The organism is Hyunsoonleella aestuarii (assembly GCF_006148925.1).
In the GTDB taxonomy this organism is placed as follows: domain Bacteria; phylum Bacteroidota; class Bacteroidia; order Flavobacteriales; family Flavobacteriaceae; genus Algibacter_D; species Algibacter_D aestuarii.
Map to the genome: position 1 here is coordinate 1,453,628 of NZ_VAWB01000001.1, position 18,596 is coordinate 1,472,223.

General features: G+C 34.0%; 14 protein-coding genes. 5 read left to right on the top strand and 9 right to left on the bottom strand.

Going from position 1 to position 18,596, the window contains the following annotated elements:
• Positions 1-12 precede the first annotated feature (12 nt).
• The 3 genes from FEF17_RS06560 to FEF17_RS06570 all read right to left on the bottom strand — a co-directional run bounded on the left by FEF17_RS06560 (position 13) and on the right by FEF17_RS06570 (position 2,466).
• Positions 13-627, bottom strand: a complete 615-nt coding sequence (locus FEF17_RS06560; protein ID WP_139001545.1) for a bifunctional nuclease family protein — start codon at positions 625-627, stop codon at positions 13-15.
• 121 nt (positions 628-748) lie between these two features.
• Positions 749-1,708, bottom strand: a complete 960-nt coding sequence (locus FEF17_RS06565) for an electron transfer flavoprotein subunit alpha/FixB family protein (RefSeq protein WP_139001546.1) — start codon at positions 1,706-1,708, stop codon at positions 749-751.
• 11 nt (positions 1,709-1,719) lie between these two features.
• Positions 1,720-2,466 (bottom strand): electron transfer flavoprotein subunit beta/FixA family protein, encoded by a 747-nt coding sequence (locus FEF17_RS06570; RefSeq protein ID WP_139001547.1) that lies wholly within the window; start codon positions 2,464-2,466, stop codon positions 1,720-1,722.
• A 155-nt stretch (positions 2,467-2,621) separates the two neighbouring features.
• On the opposite strand from FEF17_RS06570, the gene FEF17_RS06575 reads away from it, so the two are divergent.
• Together FEF17_RS06575 and FEF17_RS06580 are read left to right on the top strand one after the other, a co-directional pair.
• The gene (locus tag FEF17_RS06575) at positions 2,622-3,599 is read left to right on the top strand and encodes a pyruvate dehydrogenase complex E1 component subunit beta (RefSeq protein WP_139001548.1); all 978 of its coding nucleotides are present in this window, start codon (positions 2,622-2,624) and stop codon (positions 3,597-3,599) included.
• A 63-nt stretch (positions 3,600-3,662) separates the two neighbouring features.
• Positions 3,663-6,170 (top strand): DUF5686 and carboxypeptidase-like regulatory domain-containing protein, encoded by a 2,508-nt coding sequence (locus tag FEF17_RS06580; protein WP_139001549.1) that lies wholly within the window; start codon positions 3,663-3,665, stop codon positions 6,168-6,170.
• A gap of 27 nt (positions 6,171-6,197) precedes the next feature.
• Here the strand turns inward: FEF17_RS06580 and FEF17_RS06585 are convergent, their stop codons facing one another.
• Both FEF17_RS06585 and FEF17_RS06590 read right to left on the bottom strand, forming a co-directional pair.
• Positions 6,198-6,815 (bottom strand): SGNH/GDSL hydrolase family protein, encoded by a 618-nt coding sequence (locus tag FEF17_RS06585; protein WP_139001550.1) that lies wholly within the window; start codon positions 6,813-6,815, stop codon positions 6,198-6,200.
• Positions 6,816-6,827: 12 nt separating this feature from the next.
• Positions 6,828-9,053 carry a M1 family metallopeptidase gene (locus FEF17_RS06590; RefSeq protein ID WP_139001551.1) on the bottom strand — a complete coding sequence of 742 codons (2,226 nt, stop codon included), beginning with the start codon at positions 9,051-9,053 and terminating at the stop codon, positions 6,828-6,830.
• 196 nt (positions 9,054-9,249) lie between these two features.
• On the opposite strand from FEF17_RS06590, the gene FEF17_RS06595 reads away from it, so the two are divergent.
• The 3 genes from FEF17_RS06595 (at position 9,250) to FEF17_RS06605 (ending at position 13,381) form a co-directional block, all read left to right on the top strand.
• Positions 9,250-9,777: an inorganic diphosphatase gene (locus tag FEF17_RS06595; RefSeq protein WP_139001552.1), complete on the top strand. Its 528-nt coding sequence runs from the start codon at positions 9,250-9,252 to the stop codon at positions 9,775-9,777.
• Positions 9,778-9,903: 126 nt separating this feature from the next.
• Positions 9,904-12,306 (top strand): sodium-translocating pyrophosphatase, encoded by a 2,403-nt coding sequence (locus FEF17_RS06600; RefSeq protein ID WP_139001553.1) that lies wholly within the window; start codon positions 9,904-9,906, stop codon positions 12,304-12,306.
• A 79-nt stretch (positions 12,307-12,385) separates the two neighbouring features.
• Entirely contained in the window at positions 12,386-13,381 is a 996-nt protein-coding gene (locus FEF17_RS06605; protein ID WP_139001554.1) for an App1 family protein phosphatidate phosphatase, read from the top strand.
• A gap of 37 nt (positions 13,382-13,418) precedes the next feature.
• Here FEF17_RS06605 and FEF17_RS06610 read toward each other — a convergent pair whose 3' ends face one another.
• The 4 genes from FEF17_RS06610 to FEF17_RS06625 all read right to left on the bottom strand — a co-directional run bounded on the left by FEF17_RS06610 (position 13,419) and on the right by FEF17_RS06625 (position 18,568).
• A complete protein-coding gene (locus tag FEF17_RS06610; protein WP_139001555.1) occupies positions 13,419-14,918 on the bottom strand; it encodes an aminotransferase class V-fold PLP-dependent enzyme in 1,500 nt (499 codons plus the stop codon).
• A gap of 27 nt (positions 14,919-14,945) precedes the next feature.
• Entirely contained in the window at positions 14,946-16,985 is a 2,040-nt protein-coding gene (locus FEF17_RS06615) for a protein-disulfide reductase DsbD family protein (RefSeq protein ID WP_139001556.1), read from the bottom strand.
• 184 nt (positions 16,986-17,169) lie between these two features.
• Positions 17,170-17,784, bottom strand: coding sequence for a deoxynucleoside kinase (locus tag FEF17_RS06620; protein WP_139001557.1), 615 nt, complete (start codon positions 17,782-17,784; stop codon positions 17,170-17,172).
• A 4-nt stretch (positions 17,785-17,788) separates the two neighbouring features.
• Positions 17,789-18,568, bottom strand: a complete 780-nt coding sequence (locus FEF17_RS06625; protein ID WP_139001558.1) for a hypothetical protein — start codon at positions 18,566-18,568, stop codon at positions 17,789-17,791.
• Positions 18,569-18,596 lie beyond the last annotated feature (28 nt).

The following is an 18,596-nucleotide window of genomic DNA, read 5'->3' on the forward strand; positions in this document are numbered from 1 at the left end:
ATAATTTTGAAATTATCGTTTGGAGATTTCGTCACGAATTTTAGCTGCTTTTTCATAATCCTCATTGGTAACGGCTTCGTCCAAAAGGCTATGAAGTTCATCTAATGTTTTTCCTTTGTAGTTTTCTTTTGGTTCATCAACTTCTAGTTCGTCTGCAATTAAATCATCAACAAGCACACTGTCTTGGTTGTCTTCATCTTCACTTTTCGGATTCACTTTTAAATATATTCCAGCTTTATCGAGAATATTTTTATAAGTAAAAATTGGTGCGTCAAAACGAAGTGCCAGTGCAATGGCATCACTAGTTCTGGCATCGATAATTTCTTCTATCTTATCCCTTTCACAAATAAGACTAGAATAAAAGACGCCATCAACTAACTTATGTATAATTACCTGCTTGACTACAATATCGAATCTGTCGGCAAAATTTTTAAATAAATCATGAGTTAAAGGTCGTGGAGGACGGATTTCTTTTTCTAAAGCTATGGCTATGGATTGTGCTTCAAATGCTCCAATTACAATTGGAAGTTTTCGGTCTCCATCTACTTCATTTAAAATAAGGGCATATGCACCATTTTGGGTTTGGCTGTAAGATATCCCCTTAATATTTAATCGTACTAAACTCATAATATATAAAAAAACAAAGAACTGTTTAAATTAGAACTTTACCAAACTGCCAAAGACAAGTTTAAGAATAAAATGCTAATTTAAGCAGTTCTATACTCGAATACAATTTATAAAATAAATTTTATTGTTGTGATTTAAAGGTCTTTAATTTTTCAATGAGTGCCGGGACAACCTCAAAGGCGTCTCCAACAACGCCATAGTCTGCTGCCTTAAAAAATGGAGCCTCCGCATCTGTATTAATTACAACTTTTACCTTTGAAGCATTAATTCCAGCTAAATGCTGTATTGCTCCAGATATACCAATGGCAATATAAAGGTTAGAAGCCACAGGCTTTCCTGTTTGACCAACGTGTTCACTATGGGGTCGCCATCCTAAATCTGAAACAGGTTTAGAACATGCGGTTGCTGCTCCCAAAATATCAGCAAGTTCTTCTATCATGCCCCAGTTTTCAGGCCCTTTTAAACCACGACCTGCCGAAACTACTATGTCGGCATCTGCAATGCTTACTTTATTTGATGCTTTATCAACAGATTCGATAGTTACTCCAGAAGATGACAAAGAAGGTGAAAAAACTTCTTCAGAAGCATTTCCTGTAACTTCTACCAATCCGAAGGAATTATTAGAAACACCAATAATCTTGATATCAGTATTAATTTCAGTGATTTCAAAAGCCTTGTTTGTAAATGCACTCCGCTTTACCGTTAAAGGGCTAACACTTGAAGGAGCCTCAACGACATTTGAAACATATCCTGCATTTAAACCTACTGCAACAAGAGGTGCTATATACTTGCTGTCTGCACTTGAACTTACAACAACCACATTCGCATTTTCTTTTTGAGACGCTTGCACTATGGTTTCGGCGTAGTTTTTGGCATTAAATGATTTTAAATTGTCGTTAGAAACATTTAATACTTTGTCAACACCATAATTTCCGAGTTCGCTGGAATTATCAGCATTTATAGCTATAGCGGTAACTGAAGTGCCCATTTTTTCTGCTATGGTCTTGGCATAAGAGGCAACCTCAAAAGCTGTTTTTTTAAAATTTCCTTGTTCTGATTCTGTATATACTAAAACTGACATAAAATGTTTTTTTAAATTACTTTGGCTTCATTGTGAAGCAAGTTTACTAGTTCATCTATATTATCTGATGCTACCAGTTTTACAGCACCTTTTGGTGTAGGCTTTTCAAAAGAAATTGAAGTAGTTTCTTTACTAGTTTCATTAGCCTCAACAACTGTTAATGGCTTTTTTCTGGCCATCATAATGCCTCGCATGTTAGGAATACGTAAATCACTTTCTTCAACAAGTCCTTTTTGCCCGCCAATAACAAGAGGTAACGTCGTTGAAACAGTTTCTTTCCCGCCGTCAATCTCTCTTGTTGCTTTTGCGTCAGAACCTTCAACGTCGAGATTGATACAGTTATTTACAAAATTGGCATCAATAAGTGCAGCTAGCATTCCAGGAACCATGCCACCATTATAATCAATCGATTCTCGACCAGCTATTATCAAATCGTATGCACCATCTTTTGCTACATTGGCTAATTGTTTTGCCACAGAAAAACTATTTGTAGCAGGTGTATTAATTCTAATGGCACCATCTGCACCAATAGCAAGTGCTTTACGAAGCGTAGGTTCTGTTTCGGAAGTTCCAACATTTACTACAGTAACTTCTGCACCTTGCTTTTCTTTAAACCACATCGCTCGAGTAAGTCCGAATTCGTCATTAGGATTAATTACAAATTGCACTCCATTACTATCAAATTTGGTGTTTTCCTCTGTAAAATTAATTTTTGAAGTCGTGTCCGGTACATGACTGATACACACTAAAATTTTCATTATAATTGATTTAAATTTGTGATTAAAATTGAGAGCACGAAGTTAAATATTTTATTTCTAATTTTTACTATGCACGCATAATAAATTTACATAATTCTTTTAAAGAATTTATACCATTTATTGTTATTTTTGCAACTCGATTTAAAAAATATTTAATGAAGACAATTCAATTTAGAGAAGCTATTTGTGAGGCAATGAGCGAAGAAATGCGCAGAGATGAGAGCATTTATTTAATGGGAGAGGAAGTTGCTGAATATAACGGTGCTTACAAAGCATCAAAAGGGATGCTAGATGAGTTTGGTGCTAAACGTGTTATTGATACACCTATTGCAGAATTAGGTTTTGCAGGTATCGCTATAGGTTCTACCATGACTGGCAATAGACCAATAGTTGAATATATGACGTTTAACTTCTCTTTAGTTGGTATTGATCAAATCATAAATAATGCCGCAAAAATCAGGCAAATGTCGGGTGGTCAATTTAAGTGCCCTATTGTATTTCGTGGTCCTACTGCTTCTGCAGGTCAATTAGGTGCGACGCACTCTCAGGCTTTCGAAAATTGGTTTGCTAATACACCTGGTTTAAAGGTTGTTGTGCCATCTAATCCTTATGATGCAAAAGGACTATTAAAAGCATCTATTAGAGATGATGACCCTGTAATTTTCATGGAAAGCGAACAAATGTATGGTGATAAAGGTGAAGTACCAGAAGGGGAATATATTATTCCTTTAGGTGTTGCTGATATTAAACGTGAGGGTTCTGATGTTACAATTGTTTCTTTCGGTAAAATAATCAAAGAAGCTTACAAAGCTGCCGATGAGCTTGAAAAAGAAGGTGTTTCTTGCGAGATTATCGATTTAAGAACAGTTCGTCCAATGGATAGAAAAGCCATTGTTGAATCTGTTAAAAAGACAAATCGATTAGTTGTTTTAGAAGAAGCATGGCCTTTTGGTAATGTGGCTACGGAGATTACTTATTTAGTGCAATCTGAAGCATTTGATTATTTAGATGCTCCAGTTGTTAAAATTAATACTGCAGACACACCAGCTCCTTATTCTCCAGTTTTATTGGAAGAATGGTTGCCAAACCATGAAGATGTAATTAAAGCAGTTAAAAAAGTTTTGTACAAATAAACTAACAAGTTTTACGTTATATAAACTTCATTAGCATGATTGTTGATGAAGTTTTTTTGTGATATGAATATTAGATTACTTTTTGCCTTTTTTTTTATCGGAATGCTTTCTGGGATTTCTCAATCCAAGGTAAGTGGATATGTATTCGACGAGTTCAATGAACCTATTTCTTTTGCCAATGTTATATTTTCAGGTTCGACAGAGGGAACTATTACTAATGAGGATGGTCGATTTTATTTAGAATCTGATGAAACCTGGGATGCATTAACTGTATCTTTTATTGGTTTTGAAACACTAAAAATTCCTTTGGAAAAAAAAGTTAATTACAATTTAAAGTTTACACTTAAAGAGGAAGCGGCTCAATTAAACCAAGTAGTTATTGTATCTGGTAAGCAATCAAAGAAAAATAATCCTGCAATTGATATTCTTAGAAAAATTTGGGAGAATAAAAGAAGTAATGGTCTTAAGCAGTTCAAACAGTATGAGTACGATAAATATGAAAAGGTAGAGTTCGATATAAATACTATAGACAGTGCTTTAATTAAAAGTAGACTGTTTAGGGGTATGGAGTTTGTTTTTGATGAGGTCGATACTTCTCGAGTAACTGGAAAAACCTATCTACCTATGTTTATTAACGAAGCTGTTTCCAAAGTTTATGGTGATAATATTTTAAATAAGGAGAAGAATGAACTCAAAGGGAATAAAAATTCTGGATTTAGTGATAATCAGGTAATTATTGATTTTGTGGACGATTTGTATTCCGATTTTAATGTTTACGACAATTACTTAAAGTTTTTTGATAAAAGTTTTGTTAGTCCGTTATCTAGAACAGGAATAAACACATATAACTATGTATTGTCCGACAGTGCATTTATAGATAATAAATGGTGTTATAACATAATATATTATCCTAGAAGAAAGAATGAACTCACTTTTAAAGGCGATTTCTGGGTAACAGATTCTACTTATGCCATAAAAGAAATTAATCTACAAGCTTCCAAAAGTGCTAATATTAACTGGGTGAAGGAGATTTATATTGAACAGGAGTTTGATATGTTGAATGACTCCCTTTTTCTAGTGAAGCGAGATTACATGATGTCCGATTTTGCATTCAATAAAAAAGAAAAATCCAGGGGTATCTATGGAAAACGAACAACATTATATGATAATTATAAATTTGACATAGAAAAGGATAAGAAATTTTATGATGCGGAAGTTTATAATTACGATAAGGATGTATATGATAGGGATGATGAGTTTTGGGCTGAAAATAGGTTAGAGGCGCTTAACAAAGACGAAAAGGGTGTTTATAAAATGTTAGACACTTTAAAAACAGTTAAAAAATTTAAAAGACTATATAATTTAGGGAGTATATTGGCTTCAGGTTATATTGAGTTTAATACGCTTCCGTTAGATTATGGACCTATTTTTTCAACTTTCGGATTTAATGAAGTTGAAGGGTTACGATTACGCACTGGTGGACGCACCTATTTTGGTAGAAATGACTTATGGCGTGTGGAAGGTTTTTTAGCCTATGGCTTTAGAGATGATAAATTTAAATACGGTATTTCTGGGAAGTGGCTCCTCGATAAAAAAAACCGTTTAATAATTTCTGGAGGGAATAGAAGAGATGTTGAGCAAATTGGAGCTAGTTTAACTACAAGTACAGATGTTTTAGGTAGGAGTTTAGCGTCTTCTGCAGTTGTGGGAACTGGAGCTAATGACAAATTAACATCTATAAATTTAACGAGTTTAGCAATAGAAGCAGAACCTTTTCGAAACCTTATTTTTAGGTTGGGAGCGAACTACAGGACATTAGAGTCTGCTTCACCTACTTTCAGTTTAGATTATAATACAGAAAATGGTATTGAATCTGAAATTAAGCAATTTGAAACTTCTTTGTCGCTTTCGTATTTCCCAAATCGAAAAATGACGGGTTATGGCGTTGAACGAAGAATAGCTAACGACGATTTTGCAAGATTATTTGCTCAAGTTACTCGAGGAGATAAAAGCTATTTTAGTAGTGATTTTGACTACACTAAAGTCCAGTTCTCTTATATCCAACCATGGCAGGTGGGTGGTTTTGGACGATTAACTTCATCGATAGAAGCAGGCAAAACTTTTGGAGAAGTTCCTTTAGGTTTGTTAAGTGTTATTCCAGGGAATCAAACCTACTTTTCAATCTATAACACATTCTCCCAATTAGATTTTTACGAATTTGTTTCAGACACTTATACGTCGGTTCATTTAGAGCATAATTTTAATGGCCGCTTATTTTCAAGAATTCCATTTTTGCGTAAATTCAATTTAAGAGAAATCGTGAGTATTCGCGGTGTCCTTGCAGACATTTCTGCTGAAAACATAGTTTTAAATGACGTGCCATCTAACCCAAATAACCTTCAATTAGTGGCGCCATCTAAAGAACCTTATTATGAATACAGTGTTGGTATTGGTAATATTTTTAAGGTCTTTAGAATTGACTTCAACTTTAGAGGTAATTATAAAGATGAAATCTTATATCCAGACGCTAGAAAGTTTGGTGTGACTGGTAGCTTTGGCTTTTATTTTTAACATGTTTTATTAGTAAACTTATTAGTGTTATTTGCAAAATAAAGACTCAACAATAACTTTAGCAGCAATTTCACTTCCTTTTTTTGAAGGATGAAACCCATCAGAACCATAATAATCATAAGTGTTAGTGGTGTCAAAATGTTTTTTCCATATTTCACCTACAGGACATAAAATAGCTTTATTAATCTCAGCTGCAGTAAGATGATTTTTTATAACACCTTCAAATGTGTGATAATAGTTTAAAGACGGCCATACCATAAAATAGACAAGTTTTACTCCATTCTCTTTGCATATTGCATCATACTTTTGCCCATACTCTATAAGCATTTTCTTCCCCTCTACTGATGAAGAAGGCCCTTGTTGAACAATAACAAATTTGTAAGCTTTAGTGGTAATTAGTTTTTGTACTTTTCCTTCATCCCAATGATCGGGTAGTGCATAATTAGGTTTCACAACCATTTTTGTGTTAATATTAACGCCATGTTTTTTTGCTTGTTTTTTAACCAGTAGTGGGAGGTTGTTGGTATATGTTAGGCTGTTTCCGACAAATAAAATATTAATTTCTGAATTTTTTGACTGACTTTGTAACTGGTAAAGAATACAAGTGCTTACTAAAAAACATAATAAATTTTTTAGAGTAAACATGTCTACTAATTTTTAATTATTTTTTTGCTTATTCTTAAACGAATCAAATTCTGAAGAACTATTAACTTTTGGAAAACTATTGTTTTTTATGTTGGTGTCTGCAAACTCAAAGTTAGGATCAAGATTAACTTTTCTTACTTCTTTGTCTTTTACAAAAACTTGTTTTATTTCGTATTCGTTTCTACGCCAAATTTGAGCAGGGAGCTTATCAATTTCTGTCGTACCATCTGTAAAAACCCATTCTATACTAACTGGCATCACTAAACCACCTTTGTTTTTAATGGTTACTTCATAAAGATTTTTACCTGATAATTTTTTTCTAACTTCAGTTTCATTAATTCTGGATAAAAATCCACCATAAGCCTTGTCTGGAGTTGTATTCATGGTAATAGTCTCTGGACCATTAGAGAAGTCTTTCGGGTTTTCACTTGCGTTATCACCTTCAATTTTAACTTGCTGGTTTCTTTTTTGATCTTCTATATTTAGGTTTTCCTCATAAACTTTGAACCATTTAACATTACTCAATTCCATATCTACATTATCGGTTGTAAAAAACCAACCTCTATAAAACCAATCTAAATCAGTAGCAGTGGCATCTTCTAAAGTTCTAAATAAATCAGATGGGTTAGGGTGTTTGTATTTCCATCTATTAGCATATTCTTTAAACGCCGCATCAAACAATTCTTTTCCAATAATAGAGTTACGCAACATTTGTAGGCCGACAGTTGGTTTAAGATAAAAATTTGCTCCAAACTGACTAAATAATTCATTGTCGGATGTTGTCATAATAGGACGTAAAATGTTTTTGTCTCCGCTCATAAACGGTGTAATACTTTTGGGTGTTATATGATTATATCCCGGATAGCGTTCTCTCACAGTTCTTTGATGGAGAAAAGTGTTTAATCCTTCATCCATCCACATCCACTTTCGTTCATCTGAACTAACAATCATTGGAAACCAATTATGACCTACTTCGTGAATTATAGTACCTATCATACCTTGTTTTGCTAGGTCACTTATTTTTCCATTTTTTGGACGTCCACCGTTAAAGCTTATCATCGGGAATTCCATACCAATATTAGAGGTGTTCACCGAAATACATACTGGGTAAGGGTAATCAAAAGTAGCTTCAGAGTAAACTTCGAGTGCATGTTTTATGGCTTTTGTTGATTCTTCTTGCCAAACAGGCAAACCTTCTTTAGGGTAAAACGACATCGCCATTACTGTATTTGTCGGTAGCTTCACAGCCTGCGCATCCCATATAAATTTTCTTGATGAAGCAAATGCAAAATCTCTAACGTTTGTAGCAGTGTACTTCCACGTTTTTTGTTTAGTAGCTTTTGTTTTTTCATTGGCTATGGCTTCACCTTCAGTAATTATCATGACTGGTTTTTCAAAAGAACTTTTAGCCAGATTCATCCGTTCAAGCTGAACTTTTGTAAGAATACTTTCTGCGTTTTCTAATTTGCCCGTTGAAGCTACAATATGATCCTCTGGAACGGTTATTTCAACGTCATAATTTCCAAATTCTAAAGCAAACTCACCTAACTTTTGAAACTGCTGATTTTGCCAACCTTCTGTATCATTATAAACCGCCATTCTAGGAAACCAATGTGCAATTAAGTAAACAGTATTACCATCTTCGGGGAAATACTCGTATCCTTCTCGAGATAGTAAATACATGCTTCTATCGGTAATTGGGTAGGACCAGCCAATAGAAAAGCTCATGGATGAACCAGATTTCAATGGAGAATCTAATAACACTTTCATCATTGTATTATTTACCAAAGATCTTATAGGCTCACCTTCTTTATCTTTAATGTATTTTATCGTGTAGCCTGCAGGAAAGTCAATAGCTCGAGTTAAAAATTGCATTTGGCGCACATTTATTCCATCTTTTAAGCTATTATTAATACTACCAAAATCTTCATTACCTTTTTTGTTCACGTTCTGTTCTAACTGAATCCATAAATAGCTCAAATCATCTGGAGAGTTATTGTAATAGGTAATAGTTTCTTTTCCGGAAATTGTGTTGTTTTTTTCGTCTAATACAACCTTAATTTTATAGTCTGCTCGTTGTTGCCAATATTCCTTTCCAGGAGCCCCACTAGCTGTACGATAACTATTAGGTGGAGCTAGAAGATTATCAATGGGCTCAAACTTAGCCTGCCACCGTTGATTTTGCGATTGAACATTTAGAAAGATAATAACACAAAGAAATGTAATATAATACCTCATAATTATTTGAGTTAGTTAGATTCAAAATAAAAAGCTTGAAGGTAATAAATATTTATGTTAATTTTTGTGAATTTCGCATTTGGTTATCTAATATTTTGCTAGTTATTAAGGTTATGTGAAAATTGTTGAGATACATAGTATATTCTTGTTTAAGGCTTGAGTGTTCAGTATCTTTGCAGTCCAAAATTTTAAGAATATGGCTAATAAAAAAATGCTGACATTTGATGTTTTAATAGAAATACCTAAAGGAAGTAGAAATAAGTACGAGTATGATTTTACACTACATAAGATTCGATTCGATCGTACTTTATTTTCGTCAATGATGTATCCCGGTGATTATGGATTTGTTCCAGAAACTTTAGCCTTAGATCAAGATCCTTTAGACGTATTAGTCTTAGGTACTGAGCCTTCGTACCCAATGGTAGTTATGGAAGTTAAACCAATAGGAGTGTTCCATATGACAGATGAGAAAGGCCCAGATGAAAAAATTATTTGTGTACCAGTATCAGACCCCGTTTGGAGTAAAAGAGGAGATATTATGGATTTGAACCCACATAGGTTAAAAGAAATAGAACACTTTTTTCAAGTTTACAAAGATTTAGAAGAGAAAAAAGTAGATACCGGTGGCTGGGGAAATGCTGAAGAGGCAAGAAAGATTTATCATCAGTGTGTAAAACGTTATGAAGAAAGTGAACATAAGAAAAAACGAACATTTACTATTTAATTGAAAGATTAATAATATATCGTTAAAAAATTGAGCCATCTTTAATTTAAGGTGGCTTTTTTTATCACTTAGATTTTCCTATTTTTGGCGACGTTAAAAAATAATTAATTTAAACTACTAACTAATATGGAATTAATAGTCAAATTTTTGCCACTTTTTGGTGTTTTAGCTTTGATTTTCGTTTTTATAAAAAGCGGATGGGTATCGAAACAAGATGTTGGTAATGAAAAAATGTCTCGTATTGCTAAGAATATTGCAGATGGAGCTATGGCATTTTTAAAAGCTGAATACAAAGTTTTAGCAATTTTCGTAGCTGCCGTAGCTGTCTTATTATATTTTAAAGGCGAATCGGAAGTAGGATCTAGTGGTATGGTTGCCGTATCATTTATTATTGGTGCTATTTGTTCTGCTTTAGCAGGATTTATTGGTATGAAAGTAGCAACCAAAGCAAATGTTAGAACTACTGAAGCTGCAAGAACATCTTTAGGACGTGCCTTAGAAGTGGCATTTGCAGGTGGTGCTGTAATGGGCTTAGGTGTTGTAGGCTTAGGGATTTTAGGATTGAGTGGTTTATTTATTGTATATCAAGGTATGTGGCCTGGAGATGAAAATTTAGGAATGGTATTAAATGTACTTTCAGGATTTTCATTGGGAGCTTCATCAATTGCTTTATTTGCACGTGTAGGTGGAGGAATTTATACAAAAGCTGCCGATGTAGGAGCCGATTTAGTAGGTAAGGTTGAAGCCGGTATACCAGAAGATCATCCATTGAACCCAGCTACTATTGCCGATAATGTTGGAGATAATGTTGGAGATGTTGCTGGTATGGGAGCTGATTTGTTCGAATCTTATGTGGGATCTATTATAGGAACAATGGTATTAGGTGCTTTTATTCTAACCGAAGATTTTAGTGGTTTAGGTGCCGTTTATTTACCTCTAGTTCTTGGAGCTTTAGGGATTATCATGTCAATATTAGGAACATTCTTTGTAAAAGTAAAGGATGGTGGAAATCCACAAACAGCATTAAATATTGGAGAATTTGGTTCTGCAGGTTTAATGGTTGTGGCATCTTATTTTATCATTAATGCTTTAATCCCTGAATCTGTGGAAGGTTTGCCTTTCGGCGCTATGGGTGTATTTTGGGCAACAATTGCTGGTTTAGTTGCTGGTTTAGGTGTCGGTAAAATAACCGAGTATTATACAGCTACAGGGAAAAAGCCAGTGAACTCAATTGTTGCACAATCAGAAACTGGAGCTGCGACAAATATTATTGCTGGTTTAGGTGTAGGGATGATGTCTACAATGATTCCAATTCTTTTAATTGCTGCTGCTATTATGATTTCACATCATTTTGCTGGATTATATGGTATCGCGATTGCTGCGGTAGGAATGTTAGCAAATACGGGTATCCAATTAGCGGTTGATGCTTATGGACCAATATGTGATAATGCAGGCGGTATTGCTGAAATGGCTGAATTACCAAGTGAGGTTCGTGAACGTACAGATAAATTAGATGCTGTTGGTAATACAACTGCGGCAGTTGGTAAAGGATTTGCAATTGCTTCTGCAGCCTTAACGGCTTTAGCATTATTTGCTGCTTTTATGAAGACTGCTAATGTGACTGCTATCGACGTATCACAGCCTAAAATCATGGCTGGATTGTTAGTTGGAGGTATGTTGCCATTTGTGTTCTCAGCGTTGTCTATGAATGCTGTAGGTCGTGCTGCCATGGCTATGATTGAAGAAGTTAGACGTCAGTTTAGAGATATTCCACAATTAAATGCGGCATTAGAAGTGATGCGCAAGTATGATTCAGATATGTCTAAAGCATCTGATGCCGATAGAAAAATATTTGATGATGCTGATGGTGTTGCCGATTACAGTAAATGTATAGATATTTCTACAAAAGCATCTATTAGAGAAATGGTGTTGCCTGGTTTACTAGCTATTGCCGTTCCTGTTGCAATTGGTTTTTTAGGTGGTGCAGAAATGTTAGGAGGCTTACTAGCAGGTGTAACAACTTGTGGAGTACTTATGGCTATTTTCCAATCTAATGCTGGTGGGGCCTGGGATAACGCAAAGAAAACTATTGAAGAAGAAGGTAGAAAAGGAACAGAAGCTCATAAAGCAGCTGTTGTAGGTGATACAGTTGGAGATCCATTTAAAGATACTTCGGGACCTTCATTAAATATATTACTTAAATTAATGTCTGTGGTGGCATTAGTAATAGCGCCAAGTATTGCGTTATCTTCGGATTCAGTTACTGCTTATCTTTCTGAAAATGATACTATAGAGCAGGTTGAAGTTTCTAAAGAAGTAAAAGTAGAAATGAATAATAATGAAGATGGAACTGTAAAAGCGGTTGTATCTACTGTTTCTACTCAAAATGGTGAAACAGCTACAACTTATGAAACGTTTGAAGGTAAAGAAGCTGAAGTTAAAGCTAAGATTAATGCTTTAAAAGATGATTCAAATGTACTAAAAACTAAAAAAGTAATAAAGGAAGTTGAAAAGGAGATAGTTAAATAATTTTCAAATTTCTTTTTTGAAAAATTTAAACCACGCTTCACGCGTGGTTTTTTGTATTTTTAGTTCAAATAAAAACCTAATGTTTAGGAATGATCCGCTTCAAATAATTGCTTTTCACACCTATGGCAATTCCAATCGTCTCTATCTTCGTGGAAGAGCAATTGAAGATGAGAGTATTAACCTCGAACAGAAAGGAGCCTTTAAATTGCTTTTTAATGCGTGGAAACGTTTTGAAACGGATGAAATAAAAAACACCAAACTTCACGTTAAGTTAGGAGATCTTGTTTTCGAAACAAAAACTGATAATCGGGGATATTTTTTATTTAATGAACTAGTTGAAGACATTAGCCAATATACTAATGAAGAGGGTTGGGTGCCTTTAGTATTTTCCTATGATGAACAAGATCTGAAAAGAACCGTTCAATCTAATAACCAATTTCCTTGTGAAATGCTTATTCCTTCAAAGAATGCATCATTTGGTGTAATAAGCGATATCGATGACACCATTTTACACACGGGTATTGCATCAGTTTTAAAGTGGCGGGTTGCTTTTAACACATTGTTGCGTTCTGCAGGAAAGCGATTACCGTTAGAAGGAGCGCCTGAATTTTATCATTTATTACATGATGGTAAAAGCGGAAATGAGGCAAATCCTATATTTTATGTAAGTCATAGTCCTTGGAATTTATATCGTTACCTAAAATATTTTTTAAAGAAGAATAATTTTCCAAAAGGACCAATTATTTTAAGAAGTTTTCCTCGCCCGTTTTCTAAGAAAGGTAAAAATGATAAACCGCAAAAACAGAAAGAAATTATTAACCTTTTAAATGTTTATCCAGAGCTAAAATTTATTCTGATTGGAGACAGCGGTGAACGAGATCCAGATATTTATATGGAAATTGTTGAGACCTTTCCAAATAGAGTTTTAGCAATCTATTTAAGGAGTGTTAATCATAAAAAGAAAATGTTTAGAGTTTCTAATCTCTATAAAGATTATACGAAGGTTCCAGTTTTGTTAGTAGAAAATAGTGAAGCAGCCTTAAAACATGCAAAGCAGCATGGTTTTATAGCTTAATTTGAAGAGTTCAATATAGCTAGTTAAAAAATTAAATTTAGGATTTAAGTTTAAACCAATCTTTAGTAATTTCTTTTTCTATTGACTTATTGCTTTTATGAATATATTCATTTTTAATGGCATTGTATTCATAATCTTGACCCCAATGCTCATGATTTACTGCTACTTCTTCTATGCCATCGCAAATAGAATGGATTTCGTCGTTAGTCATGGTTGGATGAATAGACATACGTATCCAACCTGGACGCTCAATTAAACAACCTTCTAAAATTTTTTCTTCTATAGATTTTGAAGTTAGTTGGTCTACATTGAGTAAATAGTGACCGTAAGTGCCAGCACAAGAACAACCGCCACGAGTTTGTACGCCAAATCTATCATTAAGAAGTTTAACGATGAGATTGTAATGTACATTATGAATATAAAATGAAAATACCCCAAGTCTATCTTTATGCTCAGGTGCCAGAATTTTAAGGTTTTTAATTTTTGAAAGCCTTTCAAAGACAATATCAATGAGTTCATGTTCTCTTTTGAGTATATTTTGCACACCCATTTCGTCTTTTAGTTGAATAGATAGCGCAATTTTTATAGCTTGTAAAAAACCTGGAGTTCCACCATCTTCTCTTGTTTCAATATCGTCAATGTAATCATGATCGCCCCATGGGTTTGTATAACTTACTGTACCACCTCCTGGGTTATCTGGAACTAGGTTTTTGTATAATTTTTTATTGAATATTAATACCCCCGAAGCTCCTGGACCACCTAAGAATTTATGGGGTGAAAAAGTAATAGCATCTAAATATTCAAGTTCGCTTTCTGGATGCATATCAATATTAACATAGGGAGCAGAACATGCAAAGTCTACAAAACATAAACCGTTGTTTTCATGCATGACTTTAGCGACATCATGGTAGTTTGTTCTAATGCCTGTAACGTTTGAACAGCCAGTTATGGCAGCAATTTTTATAGGTACATTTTTATATTCTTCTAATAGAGTTTCAAGTTTTATTAAACATGGTAGTCCTTCATCATTTGATGGTATTACTTTAACCCGTGCAATAGTTTCCAACCAAGAGGTTTGATTGGAATGATGCTCCATATGAGACACAAAAATAATAGGGCGCTTTTCTTCTGGAATTTGGGTATTCTCCTTTAGGTTTTCACAAAGTTTGAGACCTAGAATACGCTGGAATTTATTAATGGCTCCAGTCATACCTGTACCAACAGTAATTAATACGTCTTCTTTAGATGCGTTTACATGGTTTTTAATAATGTTTCTGGCTTCATGGTAAGCGTTGGTCATTGCAGAACCAGTAATGGATGTTTCAGTATGGGTATTAGCTACATAGGGGCCAATTTCGTTCAGTATTTTCTCTTCTATTGGCTTATAGAGTCTACCGCTTGCTGTCCAATCTGCATAAATGATTTTTTTTCTTCCGTAAGGCGATTCAAAATGTTGATTATTGCCTACAATGTTATCTCGAAATTGCTGAAAATAAGCCTCGAGGTTTATGGTTTGTCCTGCTTTTGAATATATCATAATTACCTCAATTGAAAATAAATCAAATTATTTTTTTGCTAAATCAGTATTTTTAAAAACCTCCAAACCACATTCCAAGAAATTAGAATAATCTTCTTCATCTGGAGTATAACCAACAGCTTGATTCAATATTTCAGTTCCATCCGAATTAAGTAAAACATAATAGGGTTGTGAATTTGTTTTAAAAAACTGTGTTTGAAAGTTTGCCCATTTGTGACCATAGCTTTCCAGTTTTCTGGTTCCACCATTAATTCTATTTACTTCAACCTGTTCAGTCACTGGCAATGCCTTCTTATCATCGACGTAAAGGGAGATGAGAACATAGTCATTTCTTAAATAATTGTCTATACTTTGCAAAGGCCAAACATGTTCTTCCATTTTTCTGCAATTTACACAAGCATATCCTGTAAAGTCTAACATAATAGGTTTGTTAACTTTTTTAGCATAATCAATGCCTGTTTTAAGATCCTTAAAACAATCCAAATTATTAGGGCAATCATTAGGATATAAAAAACTGTAACCCACAGGAGGTGCTAAACCACTAAGAAGTGTTAACGGGGTGAACGTTTTAGTTTCTTTATTTATTCGAAAACCAGAAGCCAAGTAAATTACAAACGAAGCCACCAAGATGCCTCCAGCTATTCTAGAGAATGATAATTTTTTAATTGGGGAATCGTGTGGAAATTTTATTTTACCGAAAAGATAAAGTGCTAGTCCTGCAAATATTAAAATCCAGATGATTAAGAAAGGTTCTATTTTCAAAAGATTCCAGTGCGCTACTAAGTCGGCATTTGAAAGGAATTTGAATGCTAGCGCTAATTCTAAGAAACCCAGAATAACCTTAGTTGTATTAAGCCATCCACCAGATTTTGGTAGTGCATTCATCATATTTGGAAACATGGCAAACAATGCAAAAGGAAGTCCGAGAGAGACCCCAAATCCCGCCATGCCTGCAGTAAGTTGCCATGCGCCTCCATCGGCAGTTAGTGATCCAGCCAGTAAAGAACCTAAAATTGGTCCTGTACATGAGAATGAAACAATGGCTAGAGTAAGCGCCATAAAAAATATGCCTATAAGACCTCCAGAGGTTTCACCTTGCGTGGTCTTTGTTGTCCAGCTAGATGGTAAAGTAAGTTCGTAATAACCAAAAAATGAGAAAGCAAAAAACATAAAAATGGCAAAGAAAATAATGTTTAGCCATACATTGGTTGAGATCTCATTCAATATATCGGGGTTTACGGAATCTAGTAAATGAAACGGAACACTTAATATAATGTACACAGCAAAAATAAAAAACCCATACAGTAGCGCTTTTGAAATACCTGCACTTCTGTTTTGTCCACTGCTCTTTGTGAAAAAGCTAACGGTTAAAGGAATCATAGGGAACACACATGGTGTTAATAGAGCTAAAAGCCCACCTAAAAACCCAAGACCAAATATGCTCCAAAGCGACTTTCCGGAATCCTTAACATTAGACGCGTTGCTTAAAACTTCATTTTCACATTTGATATCCGAAGTTCTTATGTCATCAGGATTCATACCATATAATGATTTATTTATGGCGCTGTTGTCAACGTTTAAACCAGTATTCTCATTTTCGTTATTAACCGATGACGAATTACCGCTTAATTGAAAAATCAAATCTACGTCCGTAGGTGGCAAGCATCGGGTATCATCACATACCATAAACTCTACGGTTCCATTTACTACTGAAATGTCATCCTTTAGTTTAATATTCTGCTCAAAAGTAGCTGTATTTTCAAAGAACTTAATTTTCATTTCAAATACAGGATCATTTACTGTATGTCCTTCTTCTTCAATTGTATTACCAACTAAACTGAAGGCCCCATCGGAATGGTTATATGCAAAAGTAGTTGGGATTGGGCCGTCTTCAGGAACGTTTTGAGAATACAAATGCCAACCAGACTCAATAGTTGCTTTGGTTACAAGTTTATATTCTTTATCAGATATTTTTTCGACTGATGTAGCCCATTTAATAGGTTCTAGTATCTGGGAATTACCAATTGTACAAACAAGTAAGGTAATTAGTAAAATAAGTTTCTTCATATTGAAATCATTTAGGAGAAAAACATTTTTATTGTTTACTCACGCCTTTAAAGTCTTATTAATGATATTTATCAAAAATAGGAATAAACATCTTTTGTTCTTTCCTAAAGACAAGTTAAAACTAAGTTACCCTTATTAAAGAAATGTTAAAAAAATATTTAAAAATTTTCAGAAAACGGCTGTATTAAAACAAGCCATTGATTTCGGCATCTATAGTGTTAATTATGCTGCCCAAATCTTCAGGGTTATCTACAAAATCAAGTTTGTCTACATCAATAATTACTAACTTTCCTTTATTGTAACCGTGTATCCATGCTTCGTAACGTTCATTCAATCTGCTTAAATAATCAATGCTTATAGAGTTTTCATAATCGCGGCCACGCTTATGAATTTGAGCTACTAAATTAGGAATAGAACTCCTTAGGTAAATTAATAGATCTGGTCCTTGAACTAAAGATTCCATTAAATCGAAAAGAGATCTGTAATTTTCGAAATCGCGATTTGTCATAAGTCCCATAGCGTGAAGATTGGGGGCAAAAATGTGCGCGTCTTCGTAAATAGTTCTATCTTGGATAATATCTTTTCCGCTTTCTCGAATTTGTAATACTTGTCGAAAACGACTATTTAAAAAGTATACCTGAAGATTAAAACTCCATCGTTCCATTTGGTTGTAAAAATCATCCAGATATGGGTTGTCTACAACGTCTTCAAGTTGTGCTTCCCATTTATAATGTTTTGCTAGTAATTTAGTGAGTGTTGTTTTTCCTGCCCCAATATTTCCCGCAATAGCAATGTGCATAGTTTTATTCGATTTTTATTTGGTATTCAAATAGAATTTTGGAATCGTAAATATACAAGGTTTCATTGGTTACAAAAAACTGATTTATCAACAAATTTGGCACATTTACAGGACTCAGGTTTTCTGAGGCTTTATGCAAAAGATAAAGACTGTTCGACTTTTGAAGGATAACATCACCGCTGTTTACATAAAACTTTGTAAAGCCATCATTTTTTATTTTTGAAATTAAACTTCCAAAGTAATTATATTTATAAAGGTAGTTTTCAGTAAGTAGCCAACAGAAATTGTAATTGCTTTTTAAATCTAATACGTTTGATTGGATAGGAAGACTTTGTGCTCTGGTGGTTTTGTTTTTGTAATCAAAAAGTTCCAGTTGTTGATTGTCCATATTAAATACCCAAATGGTATTGTCGAAACCAGTGGATACATGCGAAATATTTTTATAAGGTTGAATAGTGTTAAAATCCATTTTAGATATTTCAGCTAAGCGATTATCCAGAACGATAATGGTATTAAAATCTTTGTAAAATAAGTTTATCTTCAAGGGATTAAAAGCATTTACAGTATTAAGTTCACCTAACTGAAGATTATTGTAGGTTATAATACCGCTTTCATTTTTTTTGTAAAAGACATCGTTATTGACGTAATAAACCGTTCCAAAATTATCAATTGAAATAAGGGATTCAGCATTTAATTCTGTTGATTTTAGTAGTGTGGTTTCAATAGATTCTTGAGCGAATAATGAAAAAGTAAATAAATAAATAATGTAAATGAAGGCTTTCATAGTAGGTTGAAAAATACAAAAATCAAAC

Bases quoted from the DNA above. Each gene is read 5' to 3' on its own strand.
- FEF17_RS06625 (WP_139001558.1), bottom strand. From the start codon at position 18,568: ATGAAAGCCTTCATTTACATTATTTATTTATTTACTTTTTCATTATTC.
- FEF17_RS06590 (WP_139001551.1), bottom strand. From the start codon at position 9,053: ATGAGGTATTATATTACATTTCTTTGTGTTATTATCTTTCTAAATGTT.
- FEF17_RS06565 (WP_139001546.1), bottom strand. From the start codon at position 1,708: ATGTCAGTTTTAGTATATACAGAATCAGAACAAGGAAATTTTAAAAAA.
- FEF17_RS06585 (WP_139001550.1), bottom strand. From the start codon at position 6,815: ATGTTTACTCTAAAAAATTTATTATGTTTTTTAGTAAGCACTTGTATT.
- FEF17_RS06600 (WP_139001553.1), top strand. From the start codon at position 9,904: ATGGAATTAATAGTCAAATTTTTGCCACTTTTTGGTGTTTTAGCTTTG.
- FEF17_RS06560 (WP_139001545.1), bottom strand. From the start codon at position 627: ATGAGTTTAGTACGATTAAATATTAAGGGGATATCTTACAGCCAAACC.
- FEF17_RS06615 (WP_139001556.1), bottom strand. From the start codon at position 16,985: ATGAAGAAACTTATTTTACTAATTACCTTACTTGTTTGTACAATTGGT.
- FEF17_RS06580 (WP_139001549.1), top strand. From the start codon at position 3,663: ATGAATATTAGATTACTTTTTGCCTTTTTTTTTATCGGAATGCTTTCT.
- FEF17_RS06610 (WP_139001555.1), bottom strand. From the start codon at position 14,918: ATGATATATTCAAAAGCAGGACAAACCATAAACCTCGAGGCTTATTTT.
- FEF17_RS06595 (WP_139001552.1), top strand. From the start codon at position 9,250: ATGGCTAATAAAAAAATGCTGACATTTGATGTTTTAATAGAAATACCT.
- FEF17_RS06570 (WP_139001547.1), bottom strand. From the start codon at position 2,466: ATGAAAATTTTAGTGTGTATCAGTCATGTACCGGACACGACTTCAAAA.
- FEF17_RS06620 (WP_139001557.1), bottom strand. From the start codon at position 17,784: ATGCACATTGCTATTGCGGGAAATATTGGGGCAGGAAAAACAACACTC.
- FEF17_RS06605 (WP_139001554.1), top strand. From the start codon at position 12,386: ATGTTTAGGAATGATCCGCTTCAAATAATTGCTTTTCACACCTATGGC.
- FEF17_RS06575 (WP_139001548.1), top strand. From the start codon at position 2,622: ATGAAGACAATTCAATTTAGAGAAGCTATTTGTGAGGCAATGAGCGAA.